The organism is Exiguobacterium indicum HHS 31 (assembly GCF_001939065.1).
GTDB lineage: Bacteria > Bacillota > Bacilli > Exiguobacteriales > Exiguobacteriaceae > Exiguobacterium_A > Exiguobacterium_A indicum.
Genome location: NZ_MPSZ01000004.1, coordinates 108,698 through 126,103, shown reverse-complemented (window position 1 = coordinate 126,103; position 17,406 = coordinate 108,698). Strand labels below are relative to the sequence as shown.

Below are 17,406 nucleotides of genomic sequence, written 5' to 3'. Positions count from 1 at the left end.
TACTGTACCGTCTGGACGGTTTCTTTTTACAGTGTACGAATTCTTATTTGAAGATGCAATCGCTTTGTTTATGTTTCACGTGAAACTTTCGTGAACGAAAAAAGACTGACTCAAATGTCAGTCTCTACAAAGATAAGGACGTGAAAAGACGCGTCATTCTTTTTGAGTCAGCCTCTTTTGAATCCATTATTCGTCTGCTTCGCGTGAACTCTCTCGTAGTGCCGCTTGCATCGTATCGAATAAGTGACGCTCTCGTAGCACTTGGACGCCACGATCCGTCGGTCCACCAGGTGCCGCAACATCGGCAATCAGACGATCCGTACTTGCGTCGGAGCGCATGAGAATTTCAGCTGAACCTTTCATCGCTTGAGCAACGATTCGACGTGCATTTCCTTCTTCAAAACCAGCATCCGTCAAAACCGGCACCATACCAGCTACGACTTCATAGAAGAAAGCAGGACTACATCCAGCTGCCGCCATGAATGCAGGCATCGTCGATTCATTTGCTTCCGCAATTTCTCCGACACGTCCAAATAATGCCTCGACTACACTTCGGATCTCTTCATTCACGCGTGAGCCGAACCATAGTCCAGTCATTCCTAAACGGTGTGCGACTGGGGTATTTGGCATGGCAGCAACTGTCGGACGTTTTGCCAACTGTTCGATTTCATATGGTGTAATATGTGCAGCAATCGAAACGATCGTCTGATTCGTCCATTGTTGATTCGCTACATAGTCGAGTACACCATCGGGTTGCATGCCCAGCATGACGAGATCGTATAAGGAGACGTCCTCCTGCTCGACCGTTTGAACGCCGTGTCGCGCTGCGACTTCTGTCAAGCGTATCCCGCCACTCCGATTCGTCATCGTGATATCTTCTCGTGCAAATCCAGAAGCGACCCATCCTTGAACGAGTGCCTCACTCATCGCACCGGCTCCTACTATTAATAGTTTCATCATCTATCCTTCCTTTCCCTCAAAAAAAGACCAGTCATGAACTGGTCTTGTGCGGGTCCATTATACACGAACGGCTAAATCTTCGACAGCAACGACTCGAAGTCCCTTATCGTCAAGTTTCTTAACGATTTTTTTCTTTGTCTTCTCGTCACAATCCGTCGGTAATGTAATCAATACACGACGCATGACGCTACTCTTCGCATCGAGTGTCATCAGACTCGCGACCGTTGAATATTTGTTGACGATCTTCGAGATCTTCTCAAGTGCCCCTTTTTGTTCACTTAGGGCTACTGTCAGGACGTAACTTCCAGAATCACGGTTCCATGCTTCTTCAAGCATTCCAAGCATTTTTCCGTGTGGCAGGATACCGAAGAAATGACCGTCATCATTTAAGACCGCGATATACGGTAATTCCTTGATTGAGAAGAAGACTTCAAAGAAATTACTTCCTGTATAGATGTATTTGGATGTATTCTTAATCAGCGACATGACGTTGTCGTCTAAGCTGCCACCATTCATCCCATGCCGATAGATGTGCATCTTATAGATGTTCCCTTTAAAGTCCTGTCCTGATTGGTCAAGGACCGGGACACAGCGGTATCCGGTTTTTTCAAGTGTGTCGAGTGCTTCACGAATCGTCGCTGTCTCGGAAATCGTGACACATTGATGCTTCGGAATACATAAACTTTGTACGAGCATAATAAAATCCTCCTCTTTTACCTAATTACGCAGACTTAATCATATCATTCGATTTTCATGCGCCATATCCTCTTTTCCCACTTCTGATGCGCTTTTATTCTTACAATCACAAGACAACCTCTTGCAATCACAACGTAATCCAACTCATTTCAATCAAGTACACTTCACTTTTACCATTGTCAGACAATTTATTAAATCTACAATCACTTACGTATTAAGATTTATTAAGATTTCGTAAAGACGCTTCATAAATGTATTCTTTTACAATACCGTCTGCTACAATCGAACTCGTGAAGTTACTTCACTATTCTATTCTTGTTCTTAATATGGAGGCAGAAGAAATGTTTAGTAAAAAACAAGATCCATTCGCAGTGAAATTATCCGAAATCGCAGGACACTTAAAAACGACTTCGCAATTCTTCGTTGACTTTAAAATCAACGGCATCGCGGATGTAAAAGAATTTGCACATAAAGTAAAAGACTTCGAAACAGCTGGGGACGATTTGATGCACCAGTTGATCATCGACTTGAACAATGCGTTCATCACGCCGATCGACCGTGAAGACTTACTCGCACTTGCTAACGCACTTGATGACGTCTTAGACGGTTTTGAAGAATGTTCAGCGATCTTCGAAATCTACAATATCGTTCAAGCAGACGAGCACATGATCAAGTTCGTCGATGAAATCAACATCGCTGTCACAGAACTCGCGATGTCAATGGATCTTCTTGTTGCACGTAAATTGCAACCGATGCGTGAACACGTCATCAAAATCAAAGAACAAGAGACGATTTGTGATAACCTACGCCGTAAATCGATCAAAGCATTGTTCGCAACAGAAACAGATCCAATTAAAATCATCCAATATAAAGAAATCTATGAATCGCTCGAATCAATCGCGGACTACTGCCAAGATGCAGCTAACGTCATTGAAACGATCATCATGAAAAACGCTTAAGTGAGGAGCTAACGAGATGGATAGCCTGTTTATCATCACCGCCATAATCGTGATTCTCGCACTTAGCTTCGACTTCATCAACGGTTTCCACGATACAGCGAACTCGATCGCGACTTCGGTGTCGACTCGTGCGTTGAAACCACGTCATGCCATCATCTTGGCTGCATCGATGAACTTCCTAGGTGCAATCACGTTCACTGGAGTCGCAAAAACGATCTCTGGTGACATCGTTGACCCGTCAACACTTGAACATGGTAGCTACGTCGTTATCGCTGCCTTGATTTCAGCCATTGCCTGGAACCTTTTGACTTGGTACTTCGGTATTCCGTCAAGTTCTTCGCATACACTGATCGGTTCGATTGCTGGTGCTGCTGTTGCCTCTGTCGGATTCGGAGGAATCGAAGCAAAAGGCTTCTTGAAAATCGTTCAAGCCTTGCTCATTTCACCAGTGCTCGCATTCACACTCGGTTTCATCGTTTATGCAATCTTTAAAGTCATCTTCAAAAAAGGAAACTTGGCGAAGACGAATCGTCGCTTCCGTCATGTTCAAATTGCAACCGCTGCTTTGCAGTCGTATACACACGGTACGAACGACGCACAAAAAGCGATGGGGATCATCACGCTTGCTTTGATCTCATCTGGTTATCAAACAGATCACGAAGTTGCGACTTGGGTTAAACTCTCATGTGCGATCGCAATGGGTCTCGGAACATCTGTAGGTGGATGGCGGATCATCAAGACCGTCGGTGGTCAAATCATGAAAATCCGTCCGGTCAACGGGGTTGCAGCTGACTTAACATCAGCAGCGATCATCTTTGGAGCGACAGCGATTCATCTTCCGGTTTCGACGACACACGTCATCTCTTCTGCCATCTTGGGTGTAGGTACATCACACCGTAAGAAAGGTGTAAAGTGGGGAACAGCACAGCGCATGCTCATTACATGGGTCATCACATTGCCAATTTCGATGGCTTTCGCTGCCTTGATCTACTATATTCTCGACTTCTTATTCATTAAATAAGTACTTGCCCCGCCTACTCAAAACAGGTGGGGTTTTGTGTACGTCAGAAGCGTCGATAGTTGTTGTTTTTCCCATAATTCGCTATGATGAAGAACAAGAAGGATTGTCTATTTCTTTAGGAGGAATGCCCCATGACAAAACGTAAAGCCTTAACGATTGCTGGTTCCGACACGAGCGGTGGAGCTGGTATTCAAGCTGATTTGAAAACATTCCAAGAACTTGGTGTCTATGGAATGAATGCTTTGACGGTCATCGTCGCCCAAGACCCTGATCACTCTTGGCACCATGCGGTTTACCCAATCGACACAGAACTCGTCCGGACACAAATCCACACGGTCCTTGGAGGTATTGGTGTTGATGCGATGAAGACGGGTATGCTCCCGACTGTCGAAATCATTGAAGCCGTTGCTGAGAAAATCAAATCATCCGGCGTTCAAAACGTCGTGATCGATCCTGTCATGGTCTGTAAAGGCGAAGACGAAGTGCTGAACCCTGATACAGCAAACGCACTTCGTGATGTCTTGACACCACTTGCGACGGTCGTCACACCGAACGTCTTCGAAGCCGGACAACTGTCGGGTCTTGGTAAAACACCAGCAACGATCGACGAGATGAAACTTGCAGCAGCGCGGATTCATGAAAAAGGTGCGCAATACGTTCTTGTCAAAGGTGGCAGCAAGATTGACCATCCACAAGCAGTTGACGTGCTTTATGACGGAAAAGAGTTTATCCTGATTGAGGACGAACGAATCGAGACACCGTACACGCACGGTGCTGGCTGCACGTACTCTGCAGCAATCACGGCCGAACTCGCAAAAGGTGCATCAGTAGAAGCTGCTGTCCGTACAGCAAAATCTTTCATCACTTCCGCGATTCGTCATTCATTCCGTTTGAATGAATACGTCGGACCAACTGATCACGCTGCACATCGTACAGTCCAGTCTTGATCCGCTTAAGAAGTCCGCGATATCCGCGGACTTCTTTCTGTATAGGAGAGGAGAAAAGTTTATGCAAGCCATTGATGTACAAGAAATACAGCGTTATATCGACGAACATGCGAATACACCGTTATATGTACACGTCGAGACGACGAACGGTGCTTACGCGACGCACCAAGATCCAACTTTCCATAGCGCAGGGATGTTTTTCCGTAATGCGGAAATCACTTACGAACGTGGTCTGATCACAGGAAACGGACCTTACCGGATCGGTTTGAAACTTGCTCACGGCTGGTTATACGGTGAAGGATTGACTGACTTCGAATTTGCTGGGGAACAATTGTTGATTGCCGGTCACGATATCGAAGGACGTCTTGCAATTGCTTTTGAACTTAGCCCGACACCATTCGCTCAAGGTGCAGAGGAGGTAGACGCATGACACACGAAGATCATTTACTCGTCGTCTTCCCTCACCCGGATGACGAAGCTTTCAGTTCTGCCGGTACGATCATCGAACACGCTGAAAACCGTGGTCCTGTCACGTACGCTTGTCTGACACTTGGTGAGATGGGACGTAACATGGGACGTCCTGTCTTTACGAACCGGGAACAGCTCGCAACGATTCGTAAACGCGAGTTGATTGATGCTGCTGCAAAAATGAAGATTTCGGATCTCCAAATGTGGGGACTTCGTGATAAGACTGTTGAATTTGAGGATGAAGCGGCACTTGCCGACCGTATTCTTACCTTGATTCAACAGACACGACCAACTCGTTTGATTTCGTTCTATCCGGGTTACGCGGTCCATCCCGATCATGAAGCGACAGCTCGTGCCGTCGTTCGTGCCCTTCGGATGATGGATCCTGCTGATCGTCCAGAGTTCCTTGCGGTCGCTTTTGCGAACAATACGAAAGAAGAGCTCGGGGAAGGAACGTTCATTCATGATGTCAGTGCCTATACGGATCAAAAGATCAAGGCACTCGAAGCGCACGCTTCACAAACAGGTGGTCTGATGAAAGTCATCTCGGAAGATTCGAACATTCGAGATCTACTCGTCAAAGAACGCTACTATCACTATCCACTTTAATCTTCTTACACGAGATGCGTACCGTCCGATCGACGATACGCATCTCTTTTTTTGTCTTCATCAGAAAACGTCGACTTTTTCAATGGCTTCTGCTAGTGTGAATAGTTGAGACTATGTCTCCGGAGTTCGTAACCTCCTCCGTTACAAAAACTAGGAATGGAAGTGTACATTATGAAAAACGAACGTGCTCTTGTCGTCTTTAGTGGCGGCCAAGACTCAACGACTTGTTTGTTTCAGGCATTGAAACAATACGAAGAAGTCGAAGTCGTGACGTTTAATTACGGACAACGTCATGCACAAGAACTCGAAGTCGCACGCGACATCGCCTCTGAGCTTGGTGTCAAACACCATGAGCTTGATCTCTCTCTTCTCAGTCAACTGACGAGTAACGCCTTGACTGACCACAGCCAAACCATCACGACGAATGAAGATGGTCTTCCTTCTACTTTCGTAGATGGACGAAATCACCTGTTTCTTTCGTTCGCAGCCGTCCTTGCGAAAGGACGCGGAATCCGTCATATCGTCACTGGCGTATGTGAAACGGACTTTTCCGGTTACCCTGACTGCCGTGATGCCTTCATCAAGTCACTCAACGTGACATTGAACCTTGCGATGGACTATCCATTCGTACTTCACACGCCACTCATGTGGCTCGACAAAAAAGAGACGTGGGCGCTTGCCGATTCGCTCGGTGCGTTTGATTTCGTTCGAAATCGCACGTTGACGTGTTACAACGGCGTCATTGGAGATGGTTGTGGCGAATGCCCGGCCTGTGAATTACGGAAAAATGGCTTAGATGCATACATCAAGGAGGTTCAACACACATGACATTCAATTACGAAGCACCTGAAACGGTCGAGCGCCCGACTGGCGACTCGCTTATCTATACGAAATCCCGCGTTATGATCGTAAAAAAATTAACGTTCGACGCAGCACACCACCTATATGATTATGATGGAAAATGCCGTGCCCTTCACGGTCATACGTACCATGTCGATATGGGGATCAGTGGTTTTCTGGATCACCGCGGTATGACACTCGATTTTGGTGATCTCAAAAAAATCTTCAAAACACATCTCGAACCACTATTGGATCACCGCTACCTGAATGAATCGTTACCATACATGAATACGACAGCTGAAAACATGGCGGCTTGGATTTTCGAGACGCTCGGACAACACCTTCCGGATGAGCGTGGACTTCGTGTCGAATTCGTCAAGCTCTATGAGACACCGACTGCTTTTGCTGAAGTCCGTCGTGAGTGGATGAACGAAGCATGAGTGCTTTAACGAAAACACCAAAAATTCCGGTTCTCGAGATTTTCGGACCAACATTTCAAGGAGAAGGACGATCGATTGGTCAAAAGACGATGTTTGTCCGGACCGGCGGTTGCGACTACTCCTGTTCGTGGTGTGACTCCGCCTTCACATGGGATGGTTCTGAAAAACCTGAACTCTTGACGGCAGAGACGATCATAGAACGTCTTGATGCACTCGGCTCTTACGGACATGTCACGATTTCTGGTGGGAACCCGTTACTTCATGCTTCAATCGGCACACTGGTTGCGGCACTAAAAGAACGAAACATCACGATGTCCGTCGAGACACAAGGCTCCTACTGGCAAAATTGGTTGCTTGATATCGATGACGTCACACTTAGCCCTAAACCACCTTCAAGTGGGATGAAGATTGATTTCGATCGCTTGGATGTCTTTTTTAAACGTTTACCGGAACAACAGCGTGCCGTTAAAATCGTCATCTTTAATGAGGAAGACCTCGACTTCGCGGCGATGATTTCAGAACGATATGCGCTAAAGACGCTTTATCTATCGCTCGGTAATCCTGATCCGCACGAAGAAGGAACGATCGCTCCACGCATGCTACACGATTTAAAAACACTTTGGGAACGCGTCGCCCGTGATGAACGCTTCAATCATGCGCGCGTCCTACCACAACTACACGCCCTCGTTTTCGCGAACGATCGTGGCGTCTAAGGAGAAATGATTTATGCGCCCTGAAGATTTAAACGACTTATCGTTACTCGGCCAAAAAGCCGTTCCATACATTTTTGAATACCAACCCGAAGTACTCGAAGCATTCCCGAACCGTCACCCGGAAAATGATTACTTCGTGAAATTTAATGCACCAGAGTTCACGAGTCTTTGTCCGATCACGAATCAACCGGACTTCGCGACGATTTACATCTCGTACATCCCAGACGAAAAACTCGTCGAATCAAAATCACTGAAGTTGTACTTATTCAGCTTCCGTAACCATGGTGATTTTCATGAGAACTGCATCAACGTCATCGGAAAAGATCTCGTGAAATTGATGGAACCTCGCTACCTTGAAGTATGGGGGAAATTCACGCCACGCGGTGGAATCTCGATTGATCCATACTACAATTACGGCAAGCCTGGTACAAAATACGAACAAATGGCAGAGCACCGTCTATTCAATCACGATCTCTATCCTGAAACGATCGATAATCGTTAAGACGACTAAAAGAGGAACAAGGGGAAATCCCTTTGAGACTGAAGACAAAGTGCAATTTTTCTCTAACGAGAAGGATTGCGCTTTTTTGTTCGTCTCGAATCGTTTTCCTGGGACAAGCATCGCGCCGCTTCAATTCGCTGCAGGGTCGCTCTTGCTTGTTTTTCCCAAGGAATCGATGCCGAGTGAACAAAGCGCTACTCTGATTGTTCTTTCGATATAAAAAAATGACGCGTTACACGCCACTCCTACAGGAAAAGCGCGATTTTGCGCTGTCAGAGACAAACAAGACCCGTTTTTCTGCTCGAATAGAGTGGGAAAACTGGCTTGTGTCTCGCCTGAGGAAAGGGCGTGAAAAGACGCGTCATTTTTTGAGTCAGCCCATTTGTTTACAATCTACAAGAAGAAATCCCTTTGTTCCTCCTTTTTGATGCCCATCAACTAGATGGAAGGTCGATCAAGGACGTGCTATCCTGCTGACGGATGACCTCAGGTGGCCAGATATGCCGAATTAAGTGATCCGAAGGGACATGTAAGACACGGGCCAGTCGCTCAATCATTGAAAATGAGGGATGGGCAATGCTACTTTCTATACGCTGGATCATCTCAGGTGTCGTCTCAGTTAACTCTGCTAATGTATTTTGATCTAACTGATGACGTTCTCGTAACGTACGAATCCGCTGTCCGTACTGTCCGATCGGTTGAATCCCTTCTTTCATCCGCTTCAAACATCCTTTCTTCTTTTAAAACTAGACAACGTTCACTGTAGTCTTATTCCCACTTTTTTTAAATCTGAATACCTTTCCGAACTATCAATTTTTAATCAAAATAAAATTTCAAATATTTTTCTTATAAAACACTAGCTTTTTAAAAAGTTATCGCTTACAATTCTATATGCAAACGGTTGCATTAATCGCTTACATTATTGCACTGTTCTTACACACATATTAGAGAAAAAGAGATACAAAAGGAGTGAATGATCTTGAAAAATGCTATTTCGTTCGATTTTTGGCAAAAACTCGGTAAAGCCTTGATGGTCGTCATCGCGGTTATGCCTGCTGCAGGAATCATGATTTCGGTCGGGAAACTGATCGGCATGTATGGAGGCGATATCGCGTTAATGCAAACGATTGCTCGAATCGTTGAAGATTTAGGTTGGGCCATCATTACGAACCTTCATGTCTTATTCGCCGTCGCGATTGGTGGGTCATGGGCAAAAGAACGTGCTGGTGGTGCGTTCGCAGCGTTACTCGCCTTCATTTTGATCAACCGTGTCACAGGAGCTATCTTCGGTGTCAACGCTGACATGATCGCGGACCCAAAAGCAACGGTCGATTCATTGCTTGGTTCTGAGCTCATCGTAAAAGATTATTTCACTTCAGTTTTAGGGGCACCTGCTCTCAACATGGGAGTATTCGTCGGAATCATCTCTGGTTTCCTTGGTGCCGTTCTCTTTAATAAATTTTATAACTTCAGTAAATTGCCAGATGCGCTTGCATTCTTCAACGGAAAACGTTTTGTACCATTCGTCGTCATTGGTGGATCAGTCGTTGCAGCATTCGCCTTATCACTCGTTTGGCCGTTCGTTCAAGGCTTATTGAATGACTTCGGTCGCTGGATTGCCTCTTCACGTGATTCTGCACCGATCATTGCACCGTTCGTATACGGTACACTCGAGCGTCTATTACTTCCGTTCGGTCTTCATCACATGTTGACTGTCCCGATGAACTACACGGAACTCGGTGGAACGTACAAAATCCTGACAGGTGCTGCTCAAGGATCGACGGTTGCTGGTCAAGATCCGCTTTGGTTAGCTTGGATCACTGACCTCGTTAATTTAAAACAAGCCGGTAACACACAAGGATACAATGACTTAATCAACAGTGTCGTTCCTGCTCGTTTTAAAGAAGGACAAGTCGTCACATCACTTGCTTCATTGATCGGTATCGCTGTCGCAATGTACATGTCAGTTGATGAAGATAAGAAGAAAGCATACAAACCTGTCTTCTTATCTGCTGGACTTGCAGTTTTCTTGACAGGTGTCACGGAGCCAATCGAATTCATGTTCATGTTCATCGCTCCTGTTCTTTACGTCATCTATGCTGTGCTCACGGGTGTTGCTTTCGCACTAGCAGATGTCATGCATCTTCGGATTCACGCATTCGGTGCGATCGAACTCTTGACGCGGATTCCATTGATTGCAAAAGCTGGATTAATTGGTGATTTAATTCGTTTCATCGGTGTCTGTGTGTTCTTCTTCTTCTTGAACTTCTTCACGTTCCGTTTCGTCATCAAGAAGTTCAACTATGCGACACCAGGTCGTAACGGGAACTATCTGGACGATATCAACGTATCTACAACTGAAGCTTCAGGTGAGGCTGCTGCGACATCAGCTCCTGCCGACGGTTCGCAAGCTTCACAAATCATCGATTTGCTTGGTGGACAGCAAAACATCGAGGACGTCGATGCCTGCATGACGCGTCTTCGTGTCACTGTCAAAGATCCAGCGCTTGTTGCAAAAGAAGCAGACTGGAAAGCAAACGGTGCACTTGGTCTGATCCTTAAGAACAATGGCGTGCAAGCCATCTACGGTCCAAAAGCCGATATCTTAAAATCAGATATCCAAGACCGGATCGGCGCATAAACCTGCGAGATTAGGGAACTACCTAAAGGTGAAGCTCTTTTATAAGAGTTTCACCTTTCTTATTTGAAAAATCAGGAGGACCACTCATGCGTCTACTCACACTAAACTGTCATTCATGGCAGGAAGAACAGCCACTCGAAAAATTAAACCAGATCGTTCAACAAATTCTTGCTCAAGATTATGATGTCATTGCGTTGCAGGAAGTGAGTCAATTGATGGACACACCGATCGTCTATGACGATGTGCGCAACGATAACTTTGCCTATTTGATCCAGCAAGCGTTAAAAGAACAAGGTCAAACCTACTCCCTCGTCTGGGATTTTGCTCATATCGGCTATGATAAGTATGAAGAAGGACTCGCTCTTTTGACGAAACATCCAATCTTAAAATCGGACAGTTATTATGTCAGCCGCAGTCAAGATACATTCGATTGGAAATCGCGAAAAATCGTCCGTGCGACAATCCAAGTCGACGGTACACCGATTACGTTCAATACATGCCATCTTGGCTGGTGGGCAGATGAAGTCGAACCGTTCCAGGAACAATTCAATCATTTGATGGCTCGGATGGATCCACTCGAATGGACATTCTTCCTCGGTGATTTCAACAACGATGCCTTAGAACGAAATACAGGTTATGACTATATGATGCAACGGGGATTACACGACGTCTTCCTGCTAGCTAAGGAAACGGTCGGAATTGAGACGATCAATGGCAACATCGATGGATGGGAAGACAATCAACAAGGATTGCGGATCGATCTCGTCTTATCGAATCGGAAAATTGACGTTGAACGCGTCGGTGTCGTGTTTGATGGGATTCACGGTCCCGTCGTTTCAGACCACTACGGTGTTGAGGTCGATATTCAGATTCAAAAAAATGAACATTAAGTATTGACAACGCTTTCTTTCCTCCTTTAAGATGAAATCAAATCAATAGTGCGGATTGTGACAGTACGGCTGGCAAGACCGAAATGACACCTCCTTAGGAGAGGTGTTGTTCGGTCTTGCCTTTTTTTGTCTCATTCAGCACGTTTCATGAAAAAGGAGGACTTTTCCGATGGATTATCAACAAACTGCTAAACGTGTGCTTGAACTCGTCGGCGGACGCGAGAACATCATCACTGCTGCTCATTGCGCGACGCGTTTACGTCTTGTCTTGCATGATGAATCAAAGGTCGATCAAGCAGCACTTGAAGACTTAGATGGTGTCAGCGGCGCCTTCTCAAGTTCTGGTCAATACCAAATCATCTTTGGAACCGGTACCGTCAACAAGGTATTTGCTGCGTTTGCACCACTTGCCGGTGTAAAGGTCGATGGAGAAGAACCACTTGACGTTAAAAAGGCTGCATCGCAAAAATTAAATCCGTTCGCCCGTCTTGCCCGCTCGCTCTCGAACGTCTTCGTTCCACTCATTCCGGCAATCGTCGCAGCCGGTCTCTTGATGGGATTACTCGGTATGATCAAGGCCTTCGGTTGGGTTGACGGTGATTCACCGATCGTCCAACTACTGGATATGTTCTCGTCTTCTGCCTTCATCATCCTACCGATCCTGATCGGTTTCTCGGCAGCCCGTGAATTCGGTGCGAACCCGTACCTCGGTGCCGTCATCGGGGGGATCATGACACACCCGTCCCTCTTAAACCCTTGGACGCTCGGTAATAGCGATCCGGAAGTCATGAAGTTCCTCGGAATGAACATCGAGTTGATCGGTTATCAAGGAACGGTCTTCCCGGTTCTCTTAACCGTTTGGGTCATGGCAAAGATTGAACAACAAGTCCGGAAACGGACACCCGAAACGCTTGACTTACTCGTGACACCGTTCGTTACGGTTCTCGTCACTGGATTCCTGGCATTGATCGTCATTGGTCCGATCGGAACGTTACTCGGAAAAGGCATTTCATTCGTACTCGTCTTCTTCTATGAACAGTTCTCAGTCGTCGCCGGTCTTCTCTTCGGTGGACTTTATTCGACAATCGTCATCACAGGGATGCACCATAGTTTCCATGCTATTGAAGCAGGATTACTTGCAGATAAGAGTATCGGAAAGAACTTCCTCTTACCGATTTGGTCGATGGCGAATGTCGCTCAAGGTGGTGCCGGACTTGCCGTTTACTTCTTGACGAAGAACGTTAAACTCAAAGCACTCGCCCTACCGTCTGCGTTCTCAGCATTTCTCGGAATCACAGAACCCGTCATCTACGGTGTCAACTTACGTCTTGGAAAACCATTCATCGGTGGTGCCATTGGTGGTGCGATCGGTGGCGGTTATGTCGTCTTGACACAAGTCGCTGCGAACGCTTATGGATTAACTGGAATTCCGATGATTGCGATCGTCGCGCCACTCGGTGCGTCAAACTTGATCAACTATCTCGTCGGGTTCGCCATTGCAGTCGTCACTGCTTTCATCTCGACTGTCGTCTTAATGCGTCTCGATGCACGGAAACAAAAAGAAACGGACGTTGCTGCTTAATCCTTCATGCGACCAAACCGAGTCCTCGGGCTCGGTGGTCGCATTTGTCGGTTCGCAAAGCGCTGAAGTTCGCTTTATAATAAAAGAAAAGATCGGAAAGGAGGACGTCAGGCTGATTATTCATAAGATCCTCAATAACAACGCTGTTGTCGTCAAAGAAAATGGACAGGAACGCATCGTCATGGGACCAGGCATTGCTTTTGGAAAAAAGAAAAAAGATCCGATTCAAGCGACGAAGATCGAAAAAATGTTCATCCCTTCATTTGAAAATGCAGAACAGTTCAAAGAGATTCTGACAACGACACCACTTGAGATCATTGATTTATCGGAACGCATCATCTCACATGCAGAAGGTGAGCTCCAAACGCCGTTTCATGACTATATTCACGTCAGTCTGACGGACCACCTTGCTCATGCCGTACGATTAGCACGTGAACAACTCGTCGTGCATAATCGATTGGCAGAAGAGATTCGCCTTTTGTATGGACCGGAGTATGCGATTGGAGAATGGGCAGTTCTTGAGATCGAGCGTGCCTTACAGGTCACGCTACCGAAAGAAGAAGCTGCGAACATCGCGCTTCACTTATACAATGCACGCCAAACGCATCCGAATATGGCCACTGCGTTGCAGACGGTTACGTTACTCAATGAACTACGTGAACAGATCGAAGTCTTTTTTGGACAAACGATCGAGACCTCATCGATGACGTATTATCGTTTCTTTACGCACATGAAATTGGTCCTCGCCCGGATTGAACAAGGAGAAACCTTACACGACATGGATGATGTGATTTTATCTGCCGTCAAAACACGTTATGCTGAGGCTTATGCCTGTGCGAGTCAAATGGGCAATTGGTTGACTGTCGAACTCGATACACGTGTACCTGAATCAGAAATCGGCTATATGGCTTTACACATCGAACGGATTCGTCCGGATCTTGAAAGGAGTTCTACGTATGAAAATCTTTAGTTTAGGGGAAGCATTGATTGATTTGATTCCTCTTGATGCTGAAAACATGACGTTTCAAAAAAATCCTGGAGGTGCTCCTGCCAATGTCTCTGTCGGACTCGCTCGATTAGGCGCTGATAGTTATTTTCTTGGAGCTGTCGGTGATGATTCGATGGGACACTTCTTGAAAGATACGTTACATCATTATGGTGTTCGTACCGATCATCTCGTCCACGATTCGACGCAAAAAACAGGACTTGTGCTCGTTACAAACGGTCAGGATGGAGAGCGGTCGTTCGAGTTCATCAATGCGGAGCGCGCTGATATGCAATTCCACGAAACACATGTACCGGAGGATTTCACGTCCGTCGATTTATTACACATCGGTTCGATCTCTTTGATTACTGGAGAATCCGTCAACGCGACACGAAAAGCCATCGCACGTGCAAAAGCGCACCAAGTACCAGTCTCTTACGATCCGAACTTACGAGAGTCGTTATGGCCGAATCTTGACGAAGCGCGGACGACGATCCGGTCTGTCCTACCGGATGCACAAATCGTCAAACTTGCTGAGGAAGAATTGACGTTTCTAACTGGACAAACGAATCTTGATGACGGGGCTGCTGAATTGTTAGCTGAATATCCGATTCGTCTTCTTGCCATCACGCGAGGAAGTGAAGGATCGATTCTCTATACGGATCGTGCGATGGCTGTCATCGATGCGATTACGGTCGACGCAATCGATACGACAGGAGCTGGAGATGCCTTCATGTCCGGTTTACTCTACCAGTGTGCGTTACGCGATTTTTCGTTTGATTGGTCTGAAGATGAACTTCGCGACATCGGTCGATTCGCAGCGATTTCAGGCGGACTTGCTGCTTCCGTCAAAGGAGCGATGGCTGCTTTGCCAACGCTCGACGAAGTCGCTCATCGCTTGAGTTGAATCGATAACTCAGTAGAAATAAGGATGGAGAGATTCCGGACCCAGTGCCAGAATCTCTCCATCCTTTTCATTTGATTGATGAGTCGTTTATTCACTAAGAGAATTGATTAAGGTGTATCGATAAATCGTTTGATTTCATCTAACGACTCGTCCTGTTGTTCTTTTGGCGTTAATGGGCTGCTGTTATCCCCTTTTTGTCGACCGTACATACCAAAGTTCGCATGGTTCCCTTGCTTAATTTCATGGAATACCGCATCTTTTCGAACGTCCTGTTTACTTTTTTCGATATCAGCGACTGGTAAGACACCATCTCGTCCACCATAAATCGTCAACGAGGGCACATCAATCGAATCAATCGGATAGGACGCGAGGAAAACGATCCCCTTAATTTTCGGATGTTGTTCGACGATCGTCGAAGCTGCGCTTCCACCGAGCGAATGCCCGATCAGATACCATTTTTTGACTTGGGGATAATCCTCGATGATATCGAGTCCTTCGCTTGAGTCAAGCAACGCAATCCGAAACGGTAGCTTTGGGATGACGACGAAGTGCCCGTCTTTCGCTAGTTGCTTGCCGTAATAACTGTAGGCCGCTGCATCAACTTTTGCCCCTTGATAAAAGATGAATCCAACGTCACTCGTCTTTTTTCCAAATGTCACTTCACGTGGTGTAGCTGTCTCCACGTAAGATATCGCTTGGGGAGATGCATCATAATCGAACTGCGCCCAGATCATGAAGGCAAATACGAGCAGTGCCAACAGCGCAGCAATCGTTCCAATGATTCTTATACTCCATTTTTTCATTTCATTCCCTCCCGTTACCGTTATACCCCATATTATGTGTTAAATCACATATGAAAACAAATATTAGAATTTTCAGTCATTGTAAGCATCCCTATCGCTTTTTCATGAATTGGTTTAAGATGAAACCAATATTGTTTTTTCGAAAGGAGATTCACGTTTTGCCGCGTACCCTTGTGTCTACGATTCAATGGTTTTTATTCATCATCTGTACTAACATTGCCCCGCCCCTTGCCATCGCAGCATCGTTTGAACTCTCGGGTGCCGAGACGCTTTCCTTCTTATCTCGTTGTCTATTCGTATTTGCCATCTTAAGTCTCTTTCAAGTCCTGCTCGGACACCGTCTACCGATCATGGAAGGTCCTGCTGGAATTTGGTGGGGTGTATTTGCTCTTTATTCGTCGATTGGTGTCACATTGTACGGCAGTTATTCAAACACATTACAGTCGCTTGGATTCTTACTCCTACTCAGCGGTATCATCTGTATCGTCTTGACGATGACGGGTGTCTTACGGCGCTTAGTCCCCCTTTTTACACCGCAAGTCATCGGAGTCTACATGCTGTTGCTGTCGGCACAGCTGTCCGGATCCGTCATGAAAGGATTACTCAATATCGAGGATGGACGAATTCAAGTATTACCTGCCGTCATCTCGATTCTGACGGTCTTGATCTCACTTTATTTAGAACGAAGCGATCGCTTACGCCAGTACGCTTTATTAATCACGTTACTCGTCGGTTGGAGCATGTTTGCATTGATTGGTCGTGCCGAGATGCCAAGCTTCGACGGTCCACTGTTCACTTTACCGAGCTTGTTGCCGTTCGGCGGTATTCATGTCGACTGGAGCTTATTACCGACAGCTCTCATCATCTCGTTGTTGTTAATGACAAACGTCTTAGCAAACATCAAAGTCATCGAACGGATCATCAGTGCCAAGCGTGGTGAAACCGTCAAAGGACAAGTCGGAACAGCTGGTATCACGGCTGGTATCGGACAACTCTTCGCTGGTCTGTTCGGTACGGTCGGTCCTGTCGCCATTTCCGGAACGGCTGGGTTCATTGCCTCAACAGATAACACGGACCGCAAAGCGTTCGTCTATGCGAACATCACGTGCCTCTTCCTCAGTATCGTGACACCATTCGTCGGGTTGATTGCTAAAATCCCCGTCGCCGTCGGTTATGCGATGGTCGCACCGATCGTTGCCGGAATGGCAATCATCGGCGTCACGGAAGCAGCCCGCGACTTGAATCGTCAAACGGCGATGATCACGGTCGGTCTCCCGGTCCTCGTCGGCATCGGTGCGTTGTTACTACCGAAAGGGGCAACGGCCGATTTACCGCCACTCGTGACGACCCTGATGTCAAACGGTCTCGTCCTCGGAACATTGGTCGCCTTGCTCGCAGAAGGGTTACGCCATATTCGGACGAACGATTAATAAAAAGACGCTT

19 protein-coding genes are annotated in these 17,406 nt (G+C 46.4%); 15 read left to right on the top strand and 4 right to left on the bottom strand.

Translation table 11 applies throughout. The annotated features are described in order from the left end of the window. Window positions 1-186: 186 nt before the first annotated feature. The gene (locus N179_RS11425; RefSeq protein ID WP_023469716.1) at window positions 187-957 is read right to left on the bottom strand and encodes a pyrroline-5-carboxylate reductase family protein; all 771 of its coding nucleotides are present in this window, start codon (window positions 955-957) and stop codon (window positions 187-189) included. 60 nt (window positions 958-1,017) lie between these two features. Next, window positions 1,018-1,656, bottom strand: coding sequence for a cyclic di-AMP binding protein CbpA (gene cbpA, locus N179_RS11420; protein WP_023469717.1), 639 nt, complete (start codon window positions 1,654-1,656; stop codon window positions 1,018-1,020). 341 nt (window positions 1,657-1,997) lie between these two features. Between cbpA and N179_RS11415 the strand changes: the two genes are divergently transcribed. The 9 genes from N179_RS11415 (at window position 1,998) to queF (ending at window position 8,155) form a co-directional block, all read left to right on the top strand. Beyond that, a complete protein-coding gene (locus N179_RS11415; RefSeq protein ID WP_023469718.1) occupies window positions 1,998-2,615 on the top strand; it encodes a DUF47 domain-containing protein in 618 nt (205 codons plus the stop codon). Between the two features lie 16 nt (window positions 2,616-2,631). Next, window positions 2,632-3,636: an inorganic phosphate transporter gene (locus N179_RS11410; protein ID WP_023469719.1), complete on the top strand. Its 1,005-nt coding sequence runs from the start codon at window positions 2,632-2,634 to the stop codon at window positions 3,634-3,636. A gap of 131 nt (window positions 3,637-3,767) precedes the next feature. Further along, window positions 3,768-4,583 carry a pyridoxine/pyridoxal/pyridoxamine kinase gene (gene pdxK / locus N179_RS11405; protein ID WP_023469720.1) on the top strand — a complete coding sequence of 272 codons (816 nt, stop codon included), beginning with the start codon at window positions 3,768-3,770 and terminating at the stop codon, window positions 4,581-4,583. Window positions 4,584-4,644: 61 nt separating this feature from the next. Next, window positions 4,645-5,013: a YojF family protein gene (locus N179_RS11400; protein WP_023469721.1), complete on the top strand. Its 369-nt coding sequence runs from the start codon at window positions 4,645-4,647 to the stop codon at window positions 5,011-5,013. Further along, on the top strand, window positions 5,010-5,660 hold the full coding sequence (bshB2, locus tag N179_RS11395) for a bacillithiol biosynthesis deacetylase BshB2 (RefSeq protein WP_075642905.1): 651 nt from the start codon (window positions 5,010-5,012) through the stop codon (window positions 5,658-5,660). The genes N179_RS11400 and bshB2 overlap by 4 nt, the downstream gene beginning before the upstream one ends. Window positions 5,661-5,831: 171 nt before the next feature. After that, a complete protein-coding gene (gene queC / locus N179_RS11390; RefSeq protein ID WP_023469723.1) occupies window positions 5,832-6,488 on the top strand; it encodes a 7-cyano-7-deazaguanine synthase QueC in 657 nt (218 codons plus the stop codon). Then, complete coding sequence (gene queD, locus N179_RS11385) at window positions 6,485-6,940, top strand: 6-carboxytetrahydropterin synthase QueD (RefSeq protein WP_023469724.1); 456 nt, start codon at window positions 6,485-6,487, stop codon at window positions 6,938-6,940. The genes queC and queD overlap by 4 nt, the downstream gene beginning before the upstream one ends. Next, window positions 6,937-7,653 carry a 7-carboxy-7-deazaguanine synthase QueE gene (gene queE / locus N179_RS11380; protein ID WP_023469725.1) on the top strand — a complete coding sequence of 239 codons (717 nt, stop codon included), beginning with the start codon at window positions 6,937-6,939 and terminating at the stop codon, window positions 7,651-7,653. Before queD ends, queE begins: the two co-directional genes overlap by 4 nt. Before the next feature lie 13 nt (window positions 7,654-7,666). Continuing rightward, complete coding sequence (queF, locus tag N179_RS11375; RefSeq protein ID WP_023469726.1) at window positions 7,667-8,155, top strand: preQ(1) synthase; 489 nt, start codon at window positions 7,667-7,669, stop codon at window positions 8,153-8,155. Between the two features lie 434 nt (window positions 8,156-8,589). On the opposite strand, the gene N179_RS11370 is transcribed toward queF, so the two are convergent. After that, a complete protein-coding gene (locus N179_RS11370; RefSeq protein WP_075642904.1) occupies window positions 8,590-8,871 on the bottom strand; it encodes a helix-turn-helix domain-containing protein in 282 nt (93 codons plus the stop codon). Window positions 8,872-9,185: 314 nt separating this feature from the next. Between N179_RS11370 and N179_RS11365 the strand changes: the two genes are divergently transcribed. The 5 genes from N179_RS11365 (at window position 9,186) to N179_RS11345 (ending at window position 15,160) form a co-directional block, all read left to right on the top strand. Continuing rightward, the gene (locus N179_RS11365) at window positions 9,186-10,796 is read left to right on the top strand and encodes a PTS transporter subunit IIBC (protein ID WP_244150235.1); all 1,611 of its coding nucleotides are present in this window, start codon (window positions 9,186-9,188) and stop codon (window positions 10,794-10,796) included. 86 nt (window positions 10,797-10,882) lie between these two features. Beyond that, window positions 10,883-11,686 carry an endonuclease/exonuclease/phosphatase family protein gene (locus N179_RS11360; protein WP_035395584.1) on the top strand — a complete coding sequence of 268 codons (804 nt, stop codon included), beginning with the start codon at window positions 10,883-10,885 and terminating at the stop codon, window positions 11,684-11,686. A gap of 169 nt (window positions 11,687-11,855) precedes the next feature. After that, window positions 11,856-13,268: a sucrose-specific PTS transporter subunit IIBC gene (locus N179_RS11355; RefSeq protein WP_023469730.1), complete on the top strand. Its 1,413-nt coding sequence runs from the start codon at window positions 11,856-11,858 to the stop codon at window positions 13,266-13,268. A gap of 76 nt (window positions 13,269-13,344) precedes the next feature. Next, a complete protein-coding gene (locus N179_RS11350; RefSeq protein WP_323679827.1) occupies window positions 13,345-14,238 on the top strand; it encodes a PRD domain-containing protein in 894 nt (297 codons plus the stop codon). Then, window positions 14,225-15,160, top strand: a complete 936-nt coding sequence (locus N179_RS11345) for a carbohydrate kinase family protein (RefSeq protein WP_035395581.1) — start codon at window positions 14,225-14,227, stop codon at window positions 15,158-15,160. Before N179_RS11350 ends, N179_RS11345 begins: the two co-directional genes overlap by 14 nt. A gap of 107 nt (window positions 15,161-15,267) precedes the next feature. On the opposite strand, the gene N179_RS11340 is transcribed toward N179_RS11345, so the two are convergent. Beyond that, window positions 15,268-15,963: an alpha/beta hydrolase gene (locus N179_RS11340; RefSeq protein ID WP_023469733.1), complete on the bottom strand. Its 696-nt coding sequence runs from the start codon at window positions 15,961-15,963 to the stop codon at window positions 15,268-15,270. 158 nt (window positions 15,964-16,121) lie between these two features. On the opposite strand from N179_RS11340, the gene N179_RS11335 reads away from it, so the two are divergent. Further along, window positions 16,122-17,393, top strand: a complete 1,272-nt coding sequence (locus N179_RS11335; RefSeq protein WP_023469734.1) for a purine/pyrimidine permease — start codon at window positions 16,122-16,124, stop codon at window positions 17,391-17,393. The last annotated feature ends 13 nt before the right edge of the window (window positions 17,394-17,406 follow it).